This window comes from Cellulophaga sp. RHA_52, assembly GCF_007827205.1.
GTDB lineage: Bacteria > Bacteroidota > Bacteroidia > Flavobacteriales > Flavobacteriaceae > Cellulophaga > Cellulophaga lytica.
Genome location: NZ_VIRZ01000001.1, coordinates 2,611,756 through 2,634,943, shown reverse-complemented (window position 1 = coordinate 2,634,943; position 23,188 = coordinate 2,611,756). Strand labels below are relative to the sequence as shown.

Here is a 23,188-nt window from a genome sequence, read left to right as displayed (position 1 = left end):
AAAAATAGAATTTAAATCTATTATAAGCATAATATTTAGTTTTATTTAAATCAAATTTTAAAATATATTGACAATCTAACTACTAAAAAATACATTTAATCCATTATTAATCACCTAAACTATACTATTATGGATTACAAGGCTTCAGACAATATACTAGACCTACAATATTTTGGAGAATTTGGAGGCGTTAACCCATCTATATCAGACTCATCTACCTATACATTTATATCTGCCAAAACGATGTCTGATACTTTTGATGGCAACACAGAAGGCTGCTACCTGTACAGCAGACACTCCTCACCCTCTAACCTTTATTTAGCTGAAGCTTTAGCTGCTTTAGAAGGTACAGAAAATGCTAATGTTTATGCTAGCGGAATGGGCGCTATAACATCTGTTATATTGCAACTTTGCAATGCAGGTGACCATTTAGTGAGTAGTAGAACCATTTATGGTGGAACCTATGCTTTTTTAAAAAACTTTGTACAAAAGTTTAATGTAGATACATCTTTTGTAGACATTACTACTATAGATGCTGTTGAAAACGCAATTACACCTAAAACAAAAATGATTTACTGTGAGGCTGTTAGTAATCCATTGTTAGAAATAGCTGATATTAAGGCATTGGCTGCATTAGCAAAAAAACATAATATACCGCTTGTTGTAGATAATACGTTTTCCCCATTATCTATTCTTCCGGCCAAGTTAGGCGCTAATATTGTAATACATAGTTTAACCAAGTTTATTAACGGTACTAGTGATACTGTTGCTGGTGTTGTTTGTGGTACTACAGATTTTTGTGCCAGTTTAAAAGATGTAAATAATGGTGCTACAATGCTTTTAGGTAGTACTTTAGATAGCTACAGAGCTGCATCTATTTTAAAAAATATGAGAACGCTACACATCAGAATAAAAAAGCATAGTGAAAATGCATTGTACTTATCTCAGAACTTTGAAAAAGATGGTTTACGTGTTGTATACCCTGGGTTAGCATCACACCCTAGTCATTCTAAAATGAAACAACAAATGGTTGCAGAATATGGTTTTGGTGGTATTATGACATTAGACGTGGGCTCTTTAGACAAAGCAAATGCATTAATGGAGCTTATGCAAGAACGTAACTTAGGGTATTTAGCAGTTAGTTTAGGCTTTTACAAAACACTTTTTAGCGCTCCTGGCACATCTACCTCTTCAGAAATACCTATGGAAGAACAAGAAAAAATGGGATTGTCTAACGGATTAATTAGACTATCTATTGGTTTAGACAATGATATTAACAGAACCTATAATATGATGAGAAAGTGTATGATAGACTTGGGTATTTTATCATAATTTAACCACTATCTAAAAGATATAAAACTTGCAAGAAACACACCAAAATTGTAATATTACAAGGTAATTAACTAACTCAATTTAATGCAAAACCAAAATTTAAGCACCTCAGACCCTAAAAATGAGCATATTGTAGAAAATAAAGAATTAAATTTCTTTGAAGCTTTAATTCCGGTTATCATATTAATGTCGCTTTTAGCCTACAACATTTTTTTTGTAGACGGACAAGAATGGTTTGGTGCATACACCAATCAAATTATACTTTTAATTGGTGGTGCTGTTGCTGCAATTGTAGGTCTTTACAATAAGACATCTTTTGCTACAATGGGTAAAGAAGTTTGGGAAAACATTAAAAGTGTTTTTGTTCCTCTAGTTATACTGGTATTGGTTGGTGCATTGGCTGGTACTTGGCTAGTTAGTGGTATTATACCTGCTATGGTCTATTATGGCTTGCAAGTTTTAAACCCTAGTATATTTTTACCTGCATCTGTAATTATAGCTGCAATAATATCTATAGCTACTGGTAGTAGCTGGACCACTTCTGCAACCGTTGGTATTGCTTTAGTTGGTATTGGTTCTGCCTTAGGTATTAACCCAGGAATGATTGCTGGTGCTGTAATCTCTGGAGCTTATTTTGGAGATAAAATGTCTCCTTTAAGTGACACAACAAACCTAGCTCCTGCTATGGCTGGTACAGATTTGTTTACGCATATTAAATACATGACCATAACTACAGTGCCTACGTTAATTGTAACACTTATATTTTTTAGTGTTTTAAGTGCTAATATAGACACAAACGGAACTACAGATGTTGCTTTTATTTTAAACACAATAGATGCTAACTTTACAATTACCCCTTTATTATTTATTGTACCTGTTGCTGTTGTTGCTTTAATACTACTTAAAACAAAACCTTTATTAGCATTACTATCTGGTGTTGTTTTAGCTATTGTTTTTGCTTTTGTTTTTCAGCCAAAATTGTTAGATAGGTTAGCAGATTCTAAAACAAATGCTATTGTTACAGCTGTTTTAACAGATACCAATGTGAGTATTGATGACAGTGAAGAGCTTGCTAAATTATCTGCAGAAGAATTAGCTATTATTAAGGAACATAATGATTTGTCTAATGTTTTTACTGAAGATGATGTAAAAGGCATTTACACTAAAAAAGATTTAGCTGCTGTTTTTACCAATAGCACTACAGACAAAGCTAGTTTAGTAAACATAGCAGATAACCTAGACAAATTAATTACCAAAAAAAGACTACGCAAACTATTTAGTGCTGGTGGTATTAATGGTATGCTATGGACAATTTTACTTATTTGTTGTGCAATGGTTTTTGGAGGAATTATGGATGGTATTGGAGCCTTGTCAAGAATTACTAAAGCACTTTTATCTGTAGCAAAATCTACATTTGGACTATTTGCTAGTACTGTTGCTAGTTGCTTAGGATTAAATGCAATTGCTAGTGACCAATATTTAGCTATTGTTATTCCTGGTAAAATGTTTAAAAAAGCTTACGAAGACAAAGGCCTTGCTCCCGAAAACTTAAGTAGAACCTTAGAAGATTCTGGTACAGTAACCTCTGTATTAATACCGTGGAACACCTGCGGAGCTTACCAATCTAGTGTTTTAGGCGTTGGGGTTGGTGAGTATTTTATTTACGCTATGTTTAACTGGTTAAGTCCGTTTACTACATTATTATTTGCTGCATTAAACGTAAAAATTAGACAGTTACGCGCTAAATAAATTTTAACATAAAGAATCTTTATTCTTCTATAAAGAATTAAAATTTTATTAATCTAAAAAAGCATATTTGTAGGTTATATTTGCAGTAACAAAATGTATAACCTTAAATAAAAAATAAATGGCTTTTGTAGGAAAAAAATTCCCAGATTTAACTGTTAACGCAATGAATGAAATGGGTGATACTTTCAAATTAAATATTTTGGAAGAAGCTAAGAACAATAATAAAAAAGTATTATTATTCTGGTACCCTAAAGATTTTACTTTTGTATGTCCAACGGAATTACACGCTTTTCAATCAGCATTAGCAGAATTTGAAAAAAGAAACACAATAGTAATTGGAGCTTCTTGTGATACTCCAGAAGTACACTTTGCTTGGTTAAATACTCCAAAAGATAATGGTGGTATAGAAGGTGTTACTTACCCAATTTTAGCAGATAGCAACAGAAACTTAGCTTCTACATTAGGTATCTTAGATATTTCTAACGAAACTTATAATGATGAAACTGGTGTTGTTACTGTAGATGGTGATAATGTTACTTACAGAGCTACTTACTTAATTGATGAAGAAGGTACTGTTTTTCATGAAGGAATAAACCATATGCCTCTAGGAAGAAATGTAAATGAGTTTTTACGTTTAGTAGACGCTTACACTCACGTACAAGAAAAAGGTGAAGTTTGTCCTGCAAACTGGGAAGAAGGTAAAGAAGCTATGCAAGCTAACGCTAAAGGTACTGCAGAATATTTAGCATCTAACGTAAACTAATTTTAGTATGTTACTAGAACTAGAAAACGACAATTTAGCAGAATTAATTGCTGAGCACAAAAAAGTGGTTGTGCAATACTCTGCTACATGGTGTGGAAACTGTAGAATAATGAAGCCTAAATTTAAAAAAGAGGCTGCCGCTAACGAAGACATTACATTTATTTTAGCTGATGCTGAAAAATTTCCGGAATCTAGAAAATTAGCCAATGTAGACAATTTACCTACGTTTGCAACTTTTGAAAACGGAAGTATTAAAAACCAGACACAGACTAATAAATATGATGTTTTAAAAGAATTAGTACATGAAATTGCCAGTAATTAAGCACCTTACAGGTTTTATAAAAGAGAACGATGAAGATTACGTTCTTGAAACAATTGAAACCTTAGAGGCATTAACAGAAGTTTCTTCTCTTAAAGATGAAGAGCTAGATGTTATTGGAGAACTAATTTCTAACATGTATGGTGCTATTGAGGTACAAAAATCTATTAAAGAAGGTGTACCAGAAAAAGAAGCATTAAACGGGTTTATGAAACGTGTATTAGGTTCTATAGATAAATAAAACAGTACATACTGTTCCATAATAAAAGCCACTATTCTTTAATTAGAATAGTGGCTTTTTCTTTTTCATAGACTTGCTTAAATGCAACAAAAAAACCTCCAAAGTAAAACTTTAGAGGTTTTTATATTTATTGCTTTCTTTTATACTAAAAGCGATTCTAAATCACTTAAACCTTGCATTTTTGCATGATCTAAAGCTGTGTTTCCTCTTTGGTCTGCTACAGTTTTATCTGCATTTTTATCTAATAACATTTTAATAATAGACTGTCTGTTAAATGTAGCTGCGTAAATTAAAGGTGTAGCTCCAGATAAATTTACAGCATTTACATCTGCCCCTTTTTCAATTAAATATGCTGCAATTGCATCAAAACCTTTAAAACACACTCCCATTAAAGCCGTATTACCAGAGGCATCCTTATCATCTATTGGTGCGTTGTTATCTAATAAAACCTTAGCTATATCTAAATAGTTATAATAAGTTGCTAAAATTAAAGGTGTAGAACCACGTGTATCTTTTACAGATACTAATTCTGGGTTCTCTTTTAACATTTTTGTTACTTCTTCTATATTCTCTTCTCGTATTGCATTAAAAAATGCTGTTGTTGTTTCTGTCATTTTATAGCTATAAAAAAAGGGATAAGCACTAATGCTTATCCCCAATTAAACAATTTTATTTTTTAGTAATTTTCTAGTTCAGAAATACCTAAAGCTTTACGTACTCCATTACCATACTCAGGATCTGCTTTATCAAAATGAACTAACTGGCGCTCTATTATTTCCATAGAAACACCTTGCATTGCTGCAGCTATATTATTAAATAACCTATTTTTTTGGTCATCATTAAACATCCTAAATAAATCACCTGGTTGTTTGTACTCGCCATACGTGTCATTTTCTTCATAACGCTTAGCGTCACCACTAATTTTCATTGGTGGTTCTTCTACAGTTGGGTCTTCTACAGCTCCTCCTTTACTGTTTGGCTCATAGTAAGCATCTGGATTGCCAAAATCATTTGTAAAGAAACGCATAGAACCATCTTTATGATAATGGTTTACTTCAGATTTAGGAGCATTTGCTGGTAAAGCCTCGTAGTGCGTACCTAATCTATACCTGTGTGCATCTGCGTATGAAAAAATACGTGCTTGTAATACTTTATCAGGAGAAAAACCAATTCCTGGTACTATGTTAGATGGTGAGTAAGCTGCATTTTCAATATATTGCCAGTAATTTTCTGGATTTTTATTTAACTCCAACTCCCCTACTTCAATTAACGGATAATCTGCATGTGGCCAAACTTTAGTTAAATCAAACGGATTGTACGGTGTTTTTTCTGCATCTGCCTCTGGCATTACCTGTACTTTTAACGTCCATTTTGGGTAATCTCCTTTTTCTATTGCCCCAAAAAGTTCTTCTTGATACTTTTCTCTTGTTTCTCCAATAATTTTAGCCGACTCTTCGTTTGTGTAATGCTTATGTCCTTGCTGTGTTTTAAAGTGAAATTTCACCCAAAAACGTTCGCCGTCATTGTTCCAAAAACTAAATGTATGCGAGCCATAACCGTTCATATGCATAGGAGTTGTTGGTATTCCTCTATCAGACATTAAAATAGTTACTTGGTGTAAACTTTCTGGTGATAAAGACCAATAATCCCACATTGCTTCTGGTGAACGCAAGTTTGTTTTAGGATGTCTTTTTTGAGTGTGTATAAAATCTGGAAATTTGTAACCATCTCTTAAAAAGAAAACTGGAGTATTGTTACCTACTAAATCCCAATTACCTTCTTCAGTATAAAACTTAACAGAAAAACCTCGTACATCTCTTTCTGTATCAGCAGCTCCCATTTCACCAGCAACAGTAGAAAAACGAGTTAAAACTGGTGTTTTTTTACCTACAGATGAAAATAGTTTTGCTCTTGTATATTTACTTATATCATGAGTTACTGTAAAAGTCCCCATTGCACCCCAACCTTTTGCATGCACAACACGTTCTGGTATGCGCTCTCTATTTTGGTGTGCTAGTTTTTCTAATAATTTGTAATCTTGCATTAAAACAGGGCCTCTGTCACCAGCGGTTTGTGAACGTTGATTGTTAGATACTGGGGCTCCTGCAGATGTGGTAAGTTTTTTATTTTCCATAACAGTCTATATTTTTAATGAGATAAAATTAATTAAAAATCTTTTCGGATATAAGTTAAGAAATTGATAGTTTTTATCAAAGAATAAGCTTAATTTATATTAATTAAAAACACCATAGCTATTCACTATTAAACAGTAACTTATATATAAGGATTACTTTTTTATTAAAATAGTTACATATCACTCATATATTTTTTAATTTCACACCAAAATTAAAACACATACATTATGGCTACTGTTACTTTAAAAGGAAATAAAATAAATACATTAGGTAATTTACCAGAAGTTGGTGCTACAGCTCCAGATTTTAAGTTAACAAAAAACGACTTATCTACTGCTACCTTAGAGAACTATAAGGGAAAAAAAGTAGTTTTAAATATATTCCCAAGTGTAGACACTGGTACGTGTGCACAATCTGTTAGACAGTTTAATAAAGAAGCTTCTACATTAGAAAACACTGTTGTATTATGTGTTTCTAAAGACTTACCATTTGCACAAGCACGTTTTTGTGGTGCAGAAGGTTTAGATAATGTAGAAATGTTATCTGACTTTAAAGATGGTAACTTTGGAGAAAAGTATAATGTAACTTTTGCAGACGGACCTTTAGAGGCTTTATTATCTAGATCTATTGTTGTTTTAAATGAAGAAGGTAAAGTTATACATACAGAGCAGGTTGCAGAAACAACTGAAGAACCTAATTACAAGCTAGCTTTAGAAGCATTATAATATGCCTAAAGAAAATTTTGCATTAAACAGAATACGTAGCGTTGGTTACGCTTTAAAAGGTGCTTTTTTACTATTAAAAACCGAGGCAAGTATTAAGGTTCAGTTTTTTATATGTATTTTAATTACCATTTTTGGTTTTTATTACAACATATCTAATACAGAGTGGATACTGCAAATATTTGCTATTGGTTTGGTTATGGGTATAGAAGGACTAAATACTGCTGTAGAAAAAATAGCAGATTATATACAACCAGAGTTTGATGCCAAAATTGGCTTTATAAAAGACGTTGCTGCAGGTGCTGTTATGATTGTTTCTATAGCAGCATCTATAATAGGGTGTATTATTTACATTCCAAAAATTTTTAACTTGTAACCAATTTTTAGGTTACATATATTAAGGTACACATATTTAATGGCAAAAAAGACTACTAAAAAGAAAGCAGCTACTCCTAAACAAAAACGCAGTTTTGGCTTATCTAAACAAAATAAAATATTGTTAGGTAGTGTTATAATGCTTTTTGCTATTGCGCTGTTTTTTTCTTTTACATCTTTTTATTTTACGTGGCAAGATGACCAAAGCTTGCTGTCTGAATTTGCAAACAGAAATGAACAAGCTAAAAACTTACTAAATAAGTTTGGCGCTAGTATTGGACATTTGTTTTTATACAAAGGGTTTGGTGTTGCATCTTTTGTTTTTCCTGTTTTGTTATTTTTATCAGGATTAACATTATTTTTTAGTCTACCTAAAAAAGGACTCGTAAAAAAATGGATATGGGGCTTAATATTTATTTTATGGTTTTCTGTAGCTTTTGGTTTTTTTGCTGAAAAATGGCCGCTTTTAGGAGGTTTAGTTGGTTTTGAAATGAATGATTTTCTGCAAGACTATACTGGTAAAATTGGCGTACTACTTCTTTTAATTTTTGGGTTGATATTTATTTTAGTAAGGCTATTTAAATTTACTCCAGAAAGCACCTTACAATACTTTAAACAGAAAAAAGCTGCATTAACAGATGAGTTAAACAATTCTGGCGATGATGAAAATTCTTCTGCAAATGCTACAAGCAAACAAACGGCAGAAACAGTTGAAGAAGCTACTGTAGAAGAAACTCCTGTTGTTGTAGATACTTATACTCACAAAGAAGAAATACCTCCAATAGAAAAAGAAGAAGTACCTGCAAATGATGGTTTTGAAGTTACTGTTGCTGAGGATGAAGAAAACGTAGAAGAAAGCCTAAATATTGAGGTAGAAAAAATTACCGAAGAAAAAGAAGAAATAGATAACCTAGCAGACAAGTTAGTTGATGATTTTGGTGAGTTTGACCCTACTTTAGAGCTAGCAAACTACAAATTTCCACATATAGATTTGTTAGATCAACACGGAGCAGGTGGCGGAATAACAATTAACCAAGAGGAATTAGAGGAAAACAAAAATAAAATTGTAGAAACTCTTAAAAACTACAAAATAGGAATTGCACAAATTAAAGCCACTATTGGACCTACAGTTACACTGTATGAAATTGTACCAGATGCTGGTGTGCGTATTTCAAAAATTAAAAATTTAGAAGATGATATTGCATTATCATTAGCTGCATTAGGTATACGTATTATAGCTCCAATACCAGGTAAAGGAACTATTGGTATAGAGGTTCCTAACAAAAATCCTTCTATAGTATCTATGCGTTCTGTAATAGCAAGTACAAAATTTCAGAAAGCAGAAATGGAACTGCCAATTGCTTTTGGTAAAACCATTAGTAATGAAACTCTTGTGGTAGATTTAGCTAAAATGCCTCACTTGCTTATGGCAGGTGCTACAGGTCAAGGTAAATCTGTTGGTTTAAATGCTGTATTAACATCACTCTTATATAAAAAGCATCCGGCAGAGGTTAAATTTGTATTGGTAGATCCCAAAAAAGTAGAACTAACGCTATTTAATAAAATAGAGCGCCACTTTTTAGCCAAACTGCCAGACTCTGAAGATGCCATTATTACAGACAATGCAAAAGTTATAAATACATTAAATTCTCTTTGTATAGAGATGGATAACAGGTACGAACTGCTAAAAGCTGCAATGGTACGTAACCTAAAAGAATACAATGCTAAATTTAAGGCTCGTAAACTAAATCCTAATGATGGACATATGTTTTTACCATACATTGTATTGGTAATAGATGAGTTTGCAGATTTAATTATGACCGCTGGTAAAGAGGTAGAAACACCTATTGCTCGTTTAGCACAATTGGCCAGAGCCATTGGTATTCACCTAATTATAGCCACACAAAGACCATCTGTAAATGTAATTACAGGTATTATAAAAGCCAATTTCCCGGCACGTATTGCGTTTAGAGTTACTTCTAAAATTGACTCCAGAACTATTTTAGATGCACAAGGTGCAGACCAATTAATTGGTCGTGGAGATATGCTTTACACACAAGGTAATGATGTTATACGTGTACAATGTGCTTTTGTAGACACCCCAGAGGTAGAAAAAATTACAGGTTATATAGGATCACAAAGAGCATATGCAGAGGCTCTTTTACTGCCAGAATATGTAGGACCAGATGACTCTGGCACAAGTATTGATAATAACATAGCAGATCGTGATAAATTATTTAGAGAAGCTGCAGAAGTAATTGTAATTGCACAACAAGGTTCTGCGTCTTTAATACAACGAAAACTAAAATTAGGATATAACAGAGCAGGTAGAATTATAGATCAACTAGAAGCTGCCGGTATTGTTGGTCAGTTTGAAGGTAGTAAGGCAAGGCAAGTTTTAGTACCAGATATGTTGGCGTTAGACCAATTACTAGATAACGAAAAAAAATAACAATTAACAAATCATACAAAATGAAAAAATTAGGAGTTTTAGTATTCATATTAATAGCAAATGTTTCTTTTGCGCAAAATTCCGCTAAGGCAAAAGCTTTATTAGACCAAGTTTACAATAAAGTAACTAGTTATAATAATATTTTTGTGGACTTTAAACATTCACTTAATAACAGTGAAGCCAATATAAACAGAGAAACCAGAGGTGATGTTACCTTACAAGGTGAAAAATACTTGTTTAACTACCTAGGATCTATGCAATTGTTTGATGGTAAAAAAGTATACACCGTTGTTCCTGATAACGAAGAGGTAACTATAGAAGATAAGTCTACAGATGATAACGCTATAACGCCATCTAAAATGCTAACTTTTTATAAAACAGGCCATAATTATGCTTGGGATAAGTTGCAGACTATAAACGGAAGAAAAATTCAGTATATAAAATTAATTCCTATAGATTCTAATTCAGAAATTAAATCTAGACTTTTAGGTATAGATGTAGAAACAAAACACATTTACAACCTTATTGAAACAGGAGATAATGGCACAAAAACCACAATTACTGTTAATTCTTTTAAAACAAATCAAACTTTATCAAAAAGCTTATTTACTTTTGACCTAAAAAAGTACGAAGATAACGGGTACTATATCATAAGAAATTAAGCCATTGAAATTATTAGATCGTTACATTCTAACAAAGTTTCTTTTTAACTTTTTCAGTTCGTTTGCAATATTGATGTTAATCTTCATATTTCAAACGATCTGGTTGTATATAGGAGACTTAGCGGGTAAAGGATTAGACCTAGAAATTATAGGTAAGTTTATTTTTTACTTTATGCCAAGTTTAATAGACAAAGTATTGCCTTTAACGGTAGTACTTTCCTCTATTTTAACCTTTGGTACACTAGCAGAAAATTATGAATTTGCCGCTATGAAAGCCTCTGGTATTTCTTTACAGCGTGCAATGCGTACAATAATAATTTTTGTTTTGTTCCTTGGTGTTGTTGCCTTCTTTTTTGCAAACAACGTTGCCCCTGCTGCAGCTCATAAAATTTACAACCTTAAACGTAATATTGGTAATGTAAAACCAGCTGCAATTATAGCAGAAGGTATTTTTAGTGATTTTGAAGGAATGAATATTAAAGTTGATAAAAAGTCTGGTGAAAACGACCGCTTTTTAGAAAACATTATTATCCACAAAAAATCTAACAATGTTATTAGTAATGTTGTTATTAAAGCAAAAAAAGGAGAATTAGTTAGTAGTGAAGATTCTGATATTGTACAACTTATACTTAAAGATGGTAATTATTATGAAGACGTACAATCTAAAAATAGTAAAACCAAACTAAAAGTACCTTTTGCTAAAGCTAAGTTTAATGAGTATATCATTAACATACAGCTTACAGATATGAGCGATCAGGATTTAGAAGAAGACCGTAATGTAGATACTGAAAAAATGAAAAAAGTATCTAGACTTATTGTTGATATAGACTCTATAAGAAACGACAATATAAAAACCATAAAAGCTTTTTCTAAAAATATATCTATTAGAGCAGGTGCTTTTAAATCTGATTACGGTTACAAAAAGCCAAAACCTATGTTAGATGAAGCTTCTAAAAAAGAAACTCCTAACAACAAACAAAAAGAGGTTGTAAAAGATACAGTTACCTACACAGGAGACATTGCTAGTTTGTATAATGAGTCTATGCAATTGCAATTGTACAGCTCAGCACATAGTGCAACTACCAATGTTTTAAGTTCTGTTTCTGCAAGAAAAAAAGAGTTAGACATAAAATACCAGCGTTACAACATACATATTTTAGCCCTGCATAGTAAATATGCTTTGGCTTTTTCTTGTATCATTTTATTTTTTGTTGGTGCGCCTTTGGGTGCAATTATTAGAAAAGGCGGTATGGGGTTACCAATGGTAATTGCCATTATACTTTTCTTGGCCTACTACTTTTTAGGAGTATTTGTGGGCAACTCTGCTAAAGTTGGTAAAATACCACCTGCACTAGCTGCTTGGATACCTACACTGGTTATGCTACCACTAGGTGTATTTTTAACTATAAGAGCAACAAATGATAAAGGCTTAATTACTTTTGGCGATATCATTTACCTAATAAAAAAACAGTTTACTAAAAATTCCAAGACTAAAACTAATGGAAAATAAAATACAGTTAAATACAATTGAAGAAGCAATAGAAGACATCCGTAAAGGAAAGGTTATTATTGTTGTTGATGATGAAGACAGAGAAAATGAAGGTGATTTTGTAGCTGCTGCAGAAGCTGTAACACCAGAAATGATAAACTTTATGGCCACTCACGGTCGTGGTTTAATTTGTGCTCCTTTAACAGAAGGTCGTTGTAAAGAGTTAGGTTTACACGTAATGGTAACCAACAACACAGACCCTATGGAAACTGCTTTTACCGTTTCTGTAGATTTAAAAGGAAAAGGTGTTACTACAGGAATCTCTGCAGGAGATAGAGCTGCAACAGTTAAAGCATTTACAGAAAATGAAACTAAAGCACAAGATTTAGCAAGACCAGGACATATTTTTCCGTTAATTGCCAAAGAAGGTGGAGTTTTACGTAGAACAGGGCATACAGAAGCTGCAATTGATTTTGCTCGTTTAGCAGGATTTAAACCTGCTGGTGTTATTGTTGAAATAATGAATGAAGATGGCTCTATGGCCCGTTTACCTCAATTGATAGACGTTGCCAAAAAGTTTGATTTAAAAGTTGTTTCTATTGAAGCTCTTATTGCTTACAGAATGGAGCACGACAGCCTTATTGAAAAGAAAGAGCAATTTACAATTGAAACTCGTTTTGGAGAGTTTAGACTACACGCTTACCAACAAACTACTAACGATCAAGTACATATTGCACTTACCAAAGGTAGCTGGAATAAGGATGAACAAATACTTACGCGTATAAATTCTACCTTAGTAAATAATGATATTTTAGGTACGCTTACCAATAATCCTGATCAAAAATTAGAGGATATGTTTGCAGCCATTAATAAAGAAGGTAAGGGAGCTATGGTTTTTATTAACCAAGAATCTCAATCTCTTAATTTATTAAACAGATTATCTCAACTTAAAAAATTACAAGGAAACGGCTTAGTAAAAGCCCCTAAAGTAGATATGGATAGTAGAGATTTTGGTGTTGGTGCACAAATTTTACATGATTTAAATATTAGTAAAGTAAAACTACTAACAAATACTACACAGTCTAGACGTGTGGGTATTGTTGGTTATGGTTTAGAAATTATAGATTACGTTAAGTATTAATTAACTTAACCACTACAAATAAAAAATCCCTTAAAACTTAGTTTTAAGGGATTTTTCTATTTTTAATAATCTGTAATAAATTATAATACAGATTTTATAGCTTTAACCATATTAGCAGCTCTTTGCTCTACCTCTTCTTCGGTCCATCCTAATTTAACCAAACAAGAAATTGTTCTACTAATCCATTGGTCTGACTTAGAAAAGTCTGACTTGCTATAGTCTGGCAATTGTTCTTTAACTTCATTTGGTAATTTACCTAAAGAAGTTAAATTAGTTAAGTGAGCCCACTTTTTGTAATAATGCCAGTTATTAGCATACCAGTAAAAACAAGCGTCAACACTGTGTTCACCTAAAGCTTTGTGTGCTTTTCTTGTCTGTTCTTCTGTTGGTAAAAATATAGATAAGAAAGAGTAATTTTCTTCACCACCTTCTGGTACTGCTCTAAACGTTACTTCTGGTATTGTAGACAATGCATTGCGTAAAATAGTATATGTTTTTTTCTGTATTGCAATAAACTCATCTAATCTTTGCACCTGAGCTACACCAACAGCAGCGTGTAATTCTGATATTCTGTAGTTGTATCCTAAAAACGGGTGATCTTCTGCTCCCCTATCTTTTCCTATATGATCATGACCATGATCTGAATAATGATCAGCATTTTTGTAATACTGCTCATTGTTAGTAATTACAGCACCACCTTCACCACAAGTTATTGTTTTTACATAATCAAAAGAAAAACAACCTAAATCTCCATAACTACCTAAAGGTTTACCTTCATACGTACCACCAATTGCTTGGCAAGCATCTTCTAATAACAATAAATTGTGCTTATCACAAATGGCTTTTAAAGCACTTAAATTAGCCATAGAACCACACATATGTACAGGCATAACTACCTTTGTTTTTGGTGTAATTGCTTTTTCTACCGCTTCTGGATTTAGTGTTAATGTATCATCTACATCTACTAAAATAGGTACAGCACCTAAAGCTAAAATAGACTCAAAACTAGCAACAAATGTAAAAGTTGGCATAATAACTTCATCACCAGCACCAATACCTGCACTAGCCAACGCAACAGTTAATGCTGCTGTACCACTACTAACTAATTGTGCGTAACCTACTTCCATTCTTTTTGTTAAGGCTTCTTCTAGTTCTAATGCTTTCCATTGGTCACCACGCATACCATCAAAACCATAACGCATTAAAACACCTGAGTCTAGTACTTTTTGTACTTCTGCTCTTTCCTTATCTCCAAAAAATTCAAATCCTGGCATATTGTATATTTTTCTTGTTTTTTATTCTTTCTAATGCTATTAAAACAATAGCTTTAATTGATTTGTAAAGTTAGCAATTTTAGGCAATTTCTATCACACTTTCTACAGTCTCTTTACGTACTTTTTTAAAGGTTGCAAACACATCATCATCTGCCCTAATACCTATTGGCATAGTTAATACAGATGCTAAATTTAATTTTTGTAATCCTAAAAGTTTATCGTACTCGGCAGGAATAAAACCTTCCATTGGGCAAGCATCTATTTCTGTAGCTGCACAAACGGTTAACAAATTACCTAAAATAAGATAGGCCTGGTTGGTTGCCCACTGCGCTACTTCATCACTAGTTTTTTTACTAAAACTACCAATTAATTGCTGTTTAAACGGATCTAAAATATCATTACTAGTGCCTCTAACCTGCTGTACACGTTTAAAGTAGTTGGCAATATAATCTGCATTTATAGTAGTTTCTCTGCACAATACCAAAACGTGAGACGCCTGTGCTACTTGTTGTTGATTGTATGAGCTTACCGCCAATTGTTGCTGCAATGCTTTATTTTTAACAACTACCATTTTTATTGGCTGTAAACCGTAAGATGTAGCTGTTAAATTAAAAGCCTCTTTAATTGCCTCTATTTTAGCATCTGGTAGTACAATATTTTCATTAAATTTTTTAACAGCGTAACGCCATTCTAACTTTTTAATAATCTCCATTTTTCATCTATTGCATTAAAAAAACCAAAGTTTAACAGCCATAACAATAATCATTAGCATTAAAAACTTTTTTATAAAACCATCACCTTTAGCTACAGATACTCTACTTGCTACCCAAGCACCAGAGCCATTACCAATAGCTAAAACAAGGCCTATTTCCCAAATTATTTTATCGTAGTAAATAAACACCGCTAGCGCAGCTAACGTATAAATTAAAACTACTGCTACTTTTGTTGCGTTTGCACGTACCAGCGTCATATGATTAGCATAATGTAAAAACAAAATAATAATAAAACCTAAGCCTGCGTTAATAAAACCACCATAAACACCAAAAAAGAAAAAAGCAATTATACCTATCCATAAATGCTTGCCTGTTATACGTTCTTGTATGTCTTCAGCCTTTAATTTTGGTTTAAATATTATAATTAACAATACAGCTATCATTACAATAGCTAGTATTTTATTAAAAGTTTCTCCGCTTACTTCTACTGCTATATTTGCCCCAACAATAGAGCCCAACATTGCAGATATGCCTAGGTAAATATTAAACGGAAATGTACTTACACCCTTACTTTTAAATCCTGCTACGCCTAACATAGACTGTATTGCTATAGCTACTCTATTGGTACCATTAGCAACACTTGGCGGTATACCAAAAAAGATTAAAACCCCTAATGAAAGTAGTGAACCACCACCGGCTACTGTATTAATAAAACCTACAATAAAGCCTACTGCTATTAATAATAGGTAATGATACCATTGATCCATAGCGTACAAAAATACGGTTTTATGGTGTTTTTATATAGATTTTGCATAATTAGTGATTTAAAAATATAAAAATAACCCTACTCAACACATTACCGTACAACAATTTTATATGCAATTTTACTATGTAACCAACTAACTATCAATTGTTTTGCATTTAAGTATAATTATACTATTGCATCAATGTTGCATTAAAGCAAAATAATAATATATTTGCACTTTAATTAACAAAACTAAGTTGCAATAACAAAAAACTGTAACGGTTATTAATGAAAATATATCAGTTTAAAAATAGTATTACATATGTGTTGCTTGCTTTTTTTATTGTCATAAAAATTGCAGGACTACATTCTATATCTCATATTAATGAGCATACTATAGATGGTGACCATCATGAATGTACTATTTGTGATTATATAAATACCCATAACACTATACCCGTTGTACCTACACAGGAAGCATATACTAAAACCTGTATTACAACTTACAATCCTGTAAAAAAAATACAAGTAAGCTATAACAATCAGTATTTTAAAACAGAAAGTAACACACTACTATTCTCTAGGCCTCCTCCTCTTTTTAGCCTCACATAAACCTTTATTGTTTGGTATTTAGGTGTAATAAAAATTAAATTACATACAGAATTGATTCTACATTATTTGCCTTAATACCAAGCAACTACAAAAAAGTGTATACCGTTATTGTCTACAAGGCTTGTACACTACACATTATTAAAATTATATAACAGCTAATTATGCTTTATAAAATGCTGAGTATATGCTTATTTATTAGCGTATGCTCTATTGCAACTGCACAAAATTCTTTTAAAATTAAAGGAATTGTGCTAGATGCCAACACTTTACAACCTGTAGAAGGTGCTAATATTATTGGAGATCACCTATTTGCAGTTTCTTCTTCTAAAGGTGAATTTACCATAGAAGATAATAAAAAACAAGCTAGTTCTTTTACCGTATCTCACGTTGGTTACAGCACAAAAGAGTTTACTGTTATCCCTAAAAATACACAGGAACGCATTAAAATTTACTTAAAAGAAACTTCTACTGTTTTAAACGAGGTTAAAGTTGTTGGTACTTACCATAATAAAGACAAAGAAACACCTATGGTTACGCAAACGGTTACCAAAAAGTTTCTTAACAACAACAGAGAAAACAGCTTAATGCAAACATTGAGTAAAATACCTGGCATAAGCACTATAAACATTGGCTCCGGACAAAGCAAACCTGTTATAAGAGGACTTGGTTTTAATAGAGTTGCGGTTGTACAAAACGGAATAAAACATGAAGCACAACAATGGGGCAATGATCACGGATTAGAGATAGACCAACAAGGAATTGAAAATATACAAATTATAAAAGGTCCGGCTTCATTACTTTTTGGATCAGATGCTATTGCTGGTGTGGTTCATATTCAACCAAATAAAGTCCCATTACAAAATTCTTTTAATGGCGAAGTAAATATTCTTGGAGAAAGTAATAACGACTTATTGGGCATTTCAGCAGGTATATCAGCTAGAAAAGAAAAATGGTTTTACCGTACTAGAGTAACGTACAGAGATTATGGTGACTATAAAGTACCTACAACTAAAATTAACTATGAAAATTACGTTTTTGAGCTTCACAATAATAATTTAAGAAACACTGCCGGCAGAGAAGCTAACGCTAGTGTTAGTATTGGCTACGTAGACAATACCATAAAAACGGAAACACTATTTAGTAATGTAAATGCTAAAAACGGATTTTTTGCAAATGCACATGGCTTAGAAGTTAGAACGTCTAAAATAGATTATGATACCTCTAACAGAGACATAGATCTTCCGTACCATAATGTAAATCATTTTAAAATTAGCAATAATACTACGATAAACACCGGTAATCATGTATTACATTTTGATCTTGGTTTTCAAAATAATAAAAGAGAAGAACACTCAGAGCCTATTCCGCATGGGTATATGCCCAAGCCGCCAAATACTAAAGAACGTGTTTTTACTAAAAACACCTACTCTTTAAATGCCAGAGATGCATTTAATATTAACAACAAGCATAATGTTGTTGTGGGTGTAAATTTAGAGCACCAAAAAAATACTATTGGTGGTTGGGGATTTTTAATTCCGGAATATAGCCGTTTTACTGCTGGTGCTTTTGGTTACAATCAATATAAAATAAATAAAAACTGGCACATTTTAGCTGGTGCTAGGTATGATTATGGCGTGCTTAAGACTAACTCTTATAACGATTGGTTTAGATCTACTGTAAAAAATAAAGATAATACCACTTCTCAGGTATACTTGCAAAGAGCAAAAAACAAAACACTAGATTTTAAAAATATAAGCGCTTCATTTGGTGTTAGTCACATTAAAAACAACACCACGTACAAAGTAAACTTAGGCAAAAGTTTTAGAATGCCACTTGCTAACGAGTTGGCTTCAGACGGAGTAAACTACCACATGTATAGGTTTGAGAAAGGTAATCTTGACCTAAAACCAGAGGTTGCTTATCAACTAGACCTAGATATAAATCACACTAAAAAACAGTTTAGTTTAGGCATTAGTCCTTTTCTTAATTTATTTGAGAACTACATCTATTTAAATCCTACTTCTAATTATTTTGAAACCTTACAAATTTACGAATACACACAAAGTAAAGTTTTTAGAATTGGTGGCGAACTTAATGCTAGCACTACTGTTATTAAAAACCTAGAGCTGGCAGCATCTGCAGAATATGTGTACTCTAGACAAACAAGCGGATTAAAAAAAGATTTTACACTTCCGTTTTCGCCTCCTTTATCTGGACTTTTTTCTGTTAGTTATAAAATTAAAGATTTTTCAGTTTTTAAAACACCTGCAATTAACGCGGACTATAGAATTACTGCTACACAAGAAGATATTGTACCACCAGAGCAAACAACAGACGGTTACAATGTGCTACATATGTCATTTACATCAAAATTAGACATTTTTAAAAATAGTGCACCTATAGATGTACGGCTAAAATTAAACAACGTATTCAATACCACATATTACAATCACACTAGTTTTTATAGGCTGATAGACGTTCCTGAAGCTGGTAGAAACATTTCGGTGTCATTAACAATTCCATTTAAATAAATATAAACAACAATTAAAATTAAAAACAATGAGAACAAACATTAAAATGTCCAACTTTAAACTTTTAGCAATAGTTGCTTTTCTAGGACTCTTTTTACAATCATGTAGTAGTGATGATGACAGTAACTCTTTAAACGCGCCAATTATTACTGATTTTGAGTATGGTGAAGGAGGTGATCATTCTACAGAACAATACGTTTACAAAGGATCTGACATTCATTTAGAAGCAAAAATAGATGCAGAAGCAGTTGTTAAAAGCATTTCGCTTAGCATTCATGCACACGACTTAGAAATAGGTGAAGATGAAGTTGACTGGGATTTTGAAAAAGTATTTACAGATGAAAAATACCTAGCAATAAACCCTACTTTTCACGAACATGTAGATGTACCTGCAAACATACCTGCTGGTGAGTACCATATAGAGTTGGTAGTTACAGATGAAGAAGGTAATAGTACAGAAATAGAAGGCCATATAGATGTTAAAGATCCTATTACTTTAGGTGAAGTGTCTATTGATGAAAGCGTTGCTAGAGGAACAGATTTTCACGCAGAGTTTATGATTAATGCTGTTAATGGCATACATAATATAACTGTAGATATTCATGCTCACGGACTTACTTTAAAAGACGGTGAAGTAGAATGGGATTTTGAAAAAGAATATTTAGAAAAGTACTATGAGAAAACTGAAGCAGAATTTCATGAACATATAGATGTACCTGCAACTGCACCTGCTGGTGAATACCATATGGTTTTTACTGTTGAAGATGAAGACGGTAACACCAAAAAATACGATACACATATTGATGTAACTGAGTAATAAAAAATACCGCATAGAGTAAAACACGCTATGCGGTTTTAAAATTCTTAAAAATGAAAATTACACTTAAATACTTCTTCTTTTTATCGTTGTTTGCTATTATTACTTCTTGTTCTAGTGATGACAGCAATGATAAGGATGAAGAAAAACCAACAATTAGTATTAATTATACTCAAGGTTTTCCACAGCCTTGTACGCTACTAAAAAAAGGAGAAACCTATAACTTTAGAGCGCAGGTTACAGACAATAAAGCTTTAGCTTCTTATAGTTTAGATTTGCACCATAATTTTGATCATCACACCCATGATGATCAAGAAGGAGAGTGTAATTTATACCCTGTAAAACAAGCCGTAAACCCGTTTATTTATATGGAGAATTTTACCGTTCCAGAAGGTTCTACCAGTTATGAAATAAACGTAAGTTTAACAATTCCGGATGATATTGATACGGGTGATTATCATTGTGCTTATTCGGTTACAGACCAAACAGGATGGCAATCTAGAACATCTATAGACATAAAAATAGTAGATTAATTTTGCTATAAATTGCCACTCAACTGCTTGTTAATTAAGTTAAAAATAGACGGTTTCTTTTTTTTGCATTCCAGTTGCATTATTTTTGTGGTATGGGAGTGATTAGAAAAACAAAATCGGTTAAAATTTTACTTGATGAATTTGATAAGAGTTCAGCGGCAATTTCTGTAACTGCTTTAATAGAACGTTTTAGCTCTAAAATGAATAAAACCACTATTTATCGTGTTTTAGACAAGCTTGAAGACGACGGCTACTTGCATTCTTTTTTAGGTAAAAACGGTCACAAATGGTACGCAAAATGCAACGGATGCTCATCTAGCAATCATTCAGATGCCCACCCTCATTTTCAATGTTCTAACTGTGGTAAGGTAGATTGCCTGCCTGCAGATGTTGTAATACCTAAAATTCCTAACAGAATTGTAGATGTTTCACAAGTACTGCTACAAGGTAAGTGTGAGCAGTGTTACTCATAAACAACTAATGTACTTAAAGTATATAAAAGAGGTAATTGTGATTATCTCTTTTTTTTGTTTTTATAAGTAGGTAGTAAATAAAACAATATTACTTATCCAAATGGTGTAACTCGTGTTAGTTTTACTTCTGTTTTCTTAAAAGTTGATTATGATACTGCACAAAATGTGATTGAGTACAGAACGTTTTTGAATAATTTTTTTTGTGTTAATTATGTTTAATGAAATAAAAGAACTATTATGAAAAAAGTTTTATTTAAAACCCTTTAGGGCTTAATCTTTATAGCATTTAGCGTTGGCATTATGTGGCTACTTATATTTGCTTTTATATTTTATTCTTATCTATTTAATGAGAGTTATAATTACCTTTATTATTTAAACAAAGGTAATTTTTTGGTATATTTACCTTCGTTAAGATAACGCAAGTAATATTTACCCTTGTTTAAAATGGCGAAATTTTAAAAAAATATACCTTATAACAGTCTACCGCTATTACCACCTAAAACAACTTTAGAAACTACTAAAGTTTACCAATCTATATATTCTATATTTAGTTTGTATGCACTACATTAGTATACTACAATCATTAAAAGCAGAAATAATATGGGATTATTTTCATTCTTTAATAGTAAAAAGAAAGAAGAAAAAAAAGGTTTTGAATTTGTTACAGATTTTAAAAAACACTTGATAGACAACTTACTTCTTGTTAATCTACCAGTGGATTGGATACCTTATGATAGCGATAGGTTTAGAGCAAAAACAGATGATGGAATGTTACAAATGTCTCTTGTAAACTATCAGAATAATGGAAAAAACACTATCGAAATAAATAGTCAATTTTTTAAGGAATTAAAATTGGACTTGTATGATAATTTTGTAACCGAAGGTGAATATGAAGCTTATGATGACTTAAAAGTAACAGATTCATTCATAACCAAAAGTTTTAAGGTTGATGAAGAAACTCAATATTACTATACAACTGCCAAACACGTACACGGAAGGTTAATTATTACAGATATAATTGTTAGAGAAATTGGTGCCTACAACAAAAAAATGCAACCATTACTCCAAGTAATAGATAGTTCTATTGCTATAAAATAACTCTAGATTTACTTGATAACCAGAAAAAAGTTTTTTGTTTTAAATAGTTTTTACATTTACTAACTAAGCCAATCATAAATATTACCCACCAACTAATGAATCAAAATTTAGAAAATACCCATAACTTATCTAGCAGAAAAAGACGAATAGTAGCATTTATTATTGATCACTATATATTTTCATTTCTAATTACAAGTATTACTTTTTTATCTCTTGGATCAGACTTTATAAACGAAACTAATTTTAGTAATATTTTGTCTAAAATGTTACCAGTAATGGGTATTGGTTTATTTCTATATTTTTCAAAAGACGCTATAAAAGGCATTAGTCTAGGTAAATGGATTATGGGAATTATGGTTCGTGATGAAAATAACTCGTCTAATGTTCCTTCTTTTGGCAGATTATTTATTAGAAACTTATATTTAATTATTTGGCCTGTAGAATTTATAGTTCTTGCGACCAATCAACATAAAAAAAGATTAGGAGATAAAACGGCAAAAGCTATTGTAGTTAAAAACCCTAACAAACCAGCAAAACTACCTAGAATACTAGCATTAGTAATAGCAGGATTCACATTTTTTATAGTTGTATTTTTCTTTGTTGGCTCTGTAATGAAAAATTCTGATGCTTATAAGGTTGCTATTATTGAAATTGAAAAAAATGAAAAAATACAATCTGAAACTGGAGGTATTAAAGACTATGGTATAATGCCTACAGGAAGCATTAATATGACTAACGGCAATGGCGAAGCTCTACTATCAATAAAAGTAATTGGTAATGATAAAGATGTTAATGTAGATGTTTACCTAATAAAAGAGGGCAATGGTGAATGGGAACTGATAGAGCTTAGTAAACAATAAGAAAACTAATCTATCCCTATTACCATATTTTACAAATACATAAATATTAAAACATTTTACAAATGCATAAATCTTAAATTAATAAGAGGATTCACTGCGTGCATCCCAGGTAAGTATCCTTAGCAAGCATAAAACCCTAACAAACTACGTTT

Annotated in this window: 23 protein-coding genes; 18 read left to right on the top strand and 5 right to left on the bottom strand. The window is 32.0% G+C overall.

Annotated elements, in window-relative coordinates; genetic code table 11:
- The first annotated feature begins 129 nt into the window (after positions 1-129).
- From JM80_RS11645 to JM80_RS11625, 5 genes are all read left to right on the top strand, one after another.
- Complete coding sequence (locus tag JM80_RS11645) at positions 130-1,332, top strand: aminotransferase class I/II-fold pyridoxal phosphate-dependent enzyme (protein WP_144710246.1); 1,203 nt, start codon at positions 130-132, stop codon at positions 1,330-1,332.
- Between the two features lie 84 nt (positions 1,333-1,416).
- Positions 1,417-3,081, top strand: a complete 1,665-nt coding sequence (locus tag JM80_RS11640; RefSeq protein ID WP_144710244.1) for a Na+/H+ antiporter NhaC family protein — start codon at positions 1,417-1,419, stop codon at positions 3,079-3,081.
- 118 nt (positions 3,082-3,199) lie between these two features.
- Positions 3,200-3,844, top strand: a complete 645-nt coding sequence (locus JM80_RS11635; RefSeq protein ID WP_013622587.1) for a peroxiredoxin — start codon at positions 3,200-3,202, stop codon at positions 3,842-3,844.
- A 7-nt stretch (positions 3,845-3,851) separates the two neighbouring features.
- On the top strand, positions 3,852-4,166 hold the full coding sequence (locus tag JM80_RS11630) for a thioredoxin family protein (RefSeq protein WP_013622588.1): 315 nt from the start codon (positions 3,852-3,854) through the stop codon (positions 4,164-4,166).
- On the top strand, positions 4,147-4,404 hold the full coding sequence (locus JM80_RS11625; protein WP_013622589.1) for a hypothetical protein: 258 nt from the start codon (positions 4,147-4,149) through the stop codon (positions 4,402-4,404). The genes JM80_RS11630 and JM80_RS11625 overlap by 20 nt, the downstream gene beginning before the upstream one ends.
- A 140-nt stretch (positions 4,405-4,544) precedes the next feature.
- Here the strand turns inward: JM80_RS11625 and JM80_RS11620 are convergent, their stop codons facing one another.
- Both JM80_RS11620 and JM80_RS11615 read right to left on the bottom strand, forming a co-directional pair.
- Entirely contained in the window at positions 4,545-5,018 is a 474-nt protein-coding gene (locus tag JM80_RS11620) for an ankyrin repeat domain-containing protein (RefSeq protein ID WP_144710242.1), read from the bottom strand.
- Between the two features lie 62 nt (positions 5,019-5,080).
- Entirely contained in the window at positions 5,081-6,538 is a 1,458-nt protein-coding gene (locus JM80_RS11615; RefSeq protein WP_013622591.1) for a catalase, read from the bottom strand.
- Between the two features lie 228 nt (positions 6,539-6,766).
- Here JM80_RS11615 and tpx point away from each other — a divergent pair, with 228 nt between their 5' ends.
- From tpx to ribB, 6 genes are read left to right on the top strand one after another with little or no spacing between them, the layout of a single operon-like run.
- Positions 6,767-7,264, top strand: a complete 498-nt coding sequence (gene tpx / locus JM80_RS11610) for a thiol peroxidase (RefSeq protein ID WP_013622592.1) — start codon at positions 6,767-6,769, stop codon at positions 7,262-7,264.
- A 1-nt stretch (position 7,265) separates the two neighbouring features.
- Positions 7,266-7,637 (top strand): diacylglycerol kinase, encoded by a 372-nt coding sequence (locus JM80_RS11605; protein WP_013622593.1) that lies wholly within the window; start codon positions 7,266-7,268, stop codon positions 7,635-7,637.
- Between the two features lie 39 nt (positions 7,638-7,676).
- The gene (locus JM80_RS11600; protein WP_013622594.1) at positions 7,677-10,088 is read left to right on the top strand and encodes a DNA translocase FtsK; all 2,412 of its coding nucleotides are present in this window, start codon (positions 7,677-7,679) and stop codon (positions 10,086-10,088) included.
- A gap of 20 nt (positions 10,089-10,108) precedes the next feature.
- Positions 10,109-10,750 carry an outer membrane lipoprotein carrier protein LolA gene (locus JM80_RS11595; protein WP_034646632.1) on the top strand — a complete coding sequence of 214 codons (642 nt, stop codon included), beginning with the start codon at positions 10,109-10,111 and terminating at the stop codon, positions 10,748-10,750.
- A 4-nt stretch (positions 10,751-10,754) separates the two neighbouring features.
- Complete coding sequence (locus JM80_RS11590) at positions 10,755-12,260, top strand: LptF/LptG family permease (protein WP_081457539.1); 1,506 nt, start codon at positions 10,755-10,757, stop codon at positions 12,258-12,260.
- A complete protein-coding gene (gene ribB / locus JM80_RS11585) occupies positions 12,250-13,380 on the top strand; it encodes a 3,4-dihydroxy-2-butanone-4-phosphate synthase (protein WP_013622597.1) in 1,131 nt (376 codons plus the stop codon). Before JM80_RS11590 ends, ribB begins: the two co-directional genes overlap by 11 nt.
- Before the next feature lie 80 nt (positions 13,381-13,460).
- Here the strand turns inward: ribB and JM80_RS11580 are convergent, their stop codons facing one another.
- The 3 genes from JM80_RS11580 to JM80_RS11570 all read right to left on the bottom strand — a co-directional run bounded on the left by JM80_RS11580 (position 13,461) and on the right by JM80_RS11570 (position 16,134).
- Positions 13,461-14,654 carry a DegT/DnrJ/EryC1/StrS aminotransferase family protein gene (locus JM80_RS11580; protein WP_034646628.1) on the bottom strand — a complete coding sequence of 398 codons (1,194 nt, stop codon included), beginning with the start codon at positions 14,652-14,654 and terminating at the stop codon, positions 13,461-13,463.
- Between the two features lie 79 nt (positions 14,655-14,733).
- Positions 14,734-15,366, bottom strand: a complete 633-nt coding sequence (locus JM80_RS11575; protein ID WP_013622599.1) for a nitroreductase family protein — start codon at positions 15,364-15,366, stop codon at positions 14,734-14,736.
- A 15-nt stretch (positions 15,367-15,381) separates the two neighbouring features.
- Positions 15,382-16,134 (bottom strand): sulfite exporter TauE/SafE family protein, encoded by a 753-nt coding sequence (locus tag JM80_RS11570; RefSeq protein WP_089118489.1) that lies wholly within the window; start codon positions 16,132-16,134, stop codon positions 15,382-15,384.
- Positions 16,135-16,400: 266 nt separating this feature from the next.
- Between JM80_RS11570 and JM80_RS11565 the strand changes: the two genes are divergently transcribed.
- The 7 genes from JM80_RS11565 to JM80_RS11535 all read left to right on the top strand — a co-directional run bounded on the left by JM80_RS11565 (position 16,401) and on the right by JM80_RS11535 (position 23,036).
- Complete coding sequence (locus tag JM80_RS11565) at positions 16,401-16,724, top strand: hypothetical protein (protein ID WP_144710240.1); 324 nt, start codon at positions 16,401-16,403, stop codon at positions 16,722-16,724.
- Positions 16,725-16,897: 173 nt separating this feature from the next.
- Positions 16,898-19,255, top strand: coding sequence for a TonB-dependent receptor (locus JM80_RS11560; RefSeq protein ID WP_144710238.1), 2,358 nt, complete (start codon positions 16,898-16,900; stop codon positions 19,253-19,255).
- A gap of 28 nt (positions 19,256-19,283) precedes the next feature.
- Positions 19,284-20,072: a DUF4625 domain-containing protein gene (locus JM80_RS11555; RefSeq protein WP_144710236.1), complete on the top strand. Its 789-nt coding sequence runs from the start codon at positions 19,284-19,286 to the stop codon at positions 20,070-20,072.
- Between the two features lie 53 nt (positions 20,073-20,125).
- Complete coding sequence (locus JM80_RS11550) at positions 20,126-20,605, top strand: DUF4625 domain-containing protein (protein WP_144710234.1); 480 nt, start codon at positions 20,126-20,128, stop codon at positions 20,603-20,605.
- 92 nt (positions 20,606-20,697) lie between these two features.
- Positions 20,698-21,078, top strand: coding sequence for a Fur family transcriptional regulator (locus JM80_RS11545; RefSeq protein WP_013622605.1), 381 nt, complete (start codon positions 20,698-20,700; stop codon positions 21,076-21,078).
- Positions 21,079-21,678: 600 nt separating this feature from the next.
- Complete coding sequence (locus JM80_RS11540) at positions 21,679-22,176, top strand: hypothetical protein (protein ID WP_034646369.1); 498 nt, start codon at positions 21,679-21,681, stop codon at positions 22,174-22,176.
- 95 nt (positions 22,177-22,271) lie between these two features.
- The gene (locus JM80_RS11535; RefSeq protein ID WP_144710232.1) at positions 22,272-23,036 is read left to right on the top strand and encodes an RDD family protein; all 765 of its coding nucleotides are present in this window, start codon (positions 22,272-22,274) and stop codon (positions 23,034-23,036) included.
- The last annotated feature ends 152 nt before the right edge of the window (positions 23,037-23,188 follow it).

Bases quoted from the DNA above. Each gene is read 5' to 3' on its own strand.
- JM80_RS11645 (WP_144710246.1), top strand. From the start codon at position 130: ATGGATTACAAGGCTTCAGACAATATACTAGACCTACAATATTTTGGA.
- JM80_RS11640 (WP_144710244.1), top strand. From the start codon at position 1,417: ATGCAAAACCAAAATTTAAGCACCTCAGACCCTAAAAATGAGCATATT.
- JM80_RS11635 (WP_013622587.1), top strand. From the start codon at position 3,200: ATGGCTTTTGTAGGAAAAAAATTCCCAGATTTAACTGTTAACGCAATG.
- JM80_RS11630 (WP_013622588.1), top strand. From the start codon at position 3,852: ATGTTACTAGAACTAGAAAACGACAATTTAGCAGAATTAATTGCTGAG.
- JM80_RS11625 (WP_013622589.1), top strand. From the start codon at position 4,147: ATGAAATTGCCAGTAATTAAGCACCTTACAGGTTTTATAAAAGAGAAC.
- JM80_RS11620 (WP_144710242.1), bottom strand. From the start codon at position 5,018: ATGACAGAAACAACAACAGCATTTTTTAATGCAATACGAGAAGAGAAT.
- JM80_RS11615 (WP_013622591.1), bottom strand. From the start codon at position 6,538: ATGGAAAATAAAAAACTTACCACATCTGCAGGAGCCCCAGTATCTAAC.
- tpx (WP_013622592.1), top strand. From the start codon at position 6,767: ATGGCTACTGTTACTTTAAAAGGAAATAAAATAAATACATTAGGTAAT.
- JM80_RS11605 (WP_013622593.1), top strand. From the start codon at position 7,266: ATGCCTAAAGAAAATTTTGCATTAAACAGAATACGTAGCGTTGGTTAC.
- JM80_RS11600 (WP_013622594.1), top strand. From the start codon at position 7,677: ATGGCAAAAAAGACTACTAAAAAGAAAGCAGCTACTCCTAAACAAAAA.
- JM80_RS11595 (WP_034646632.1), top strand. From the start codon at position 10,109: ATGAAAAAATTAGGAGTTTTAGTATTCATATTAATAGCAAATGTTTCT.
- ribB (WP_013622597.1), top strand. From the start codon at position 12,250: ATGGAAAATAAAATACAGTTAAATACAATTGAAGAAGCAATAGAAGAC.
- JM80_RS11580 (WP_034646628.1), bottom strand. From the start codon at position 14,654: ATGCCAGGATTTGAATTTTTTGGAGATAAGGAAAGAGCAGAAGTACAA.
- JM80_RS11575 (WP_013622599.1), bottom strand. From the start codon at position 15,366: ATGGAGATTATTAAAAAGTTAGAATGGCGTTACGCTGTTAAAAAATTT.
- JM80_RS11570 (WP_089118489.1), bottom strand. From the start codon at position 16,134: ATGGATCAATGGTATCATTACCTATTATTAATAGCAGTAGGCTTTATT.
- JM80_RS11565 (WP_144710240.1), top strand. From the start codon at position 16,401: ATGAAAATATATCAGTTTAAAAATAGTATTACATATGTGTTGCTTGCT.
- JM80_RS11560 (WP_144710238.1), top strand. From the start codon at position 16,898: ATGCTGAGTATATGCTTATTTATTAGCGTATGCTCTATTGCAACTGCA.
- JM80_RS11555 (WP_144710236.1), top strand. From the start codon at position 19,284: ATGAGAACAAACATTAAAATGTCCAACTTTAAACTTTTAGCAATAGTT.
- JM80_RS11550 (WP_144710234.1), top strand. From the start codon at position 20,126: ATGAAAATTACACTTAAATACTTCTTCTTTTTATCGTTGTTTGCTATT.
- JM80_RS11545 (WP_013622605.1), top strand. From the start codon at position 20,698: ATGGGAGTGATTAGAAAAACAAAATCGGTTAAAATTTTACTTGATGAA.
- JM80_RS11540 (WP_034646369.1), top strand. From the start codon at position 21,679: ATGGGATTATTTTCATTCTTTAATAGTAAAAAGAAAGAAGAAAAAAAA.
- JM80_RS11535 (WP_144710232.1), top strand. From the start codon at position 22,272: ATGAATCAAAATTTAGAAAATACCCATAACTTATCTAGCAGAAAAAGA.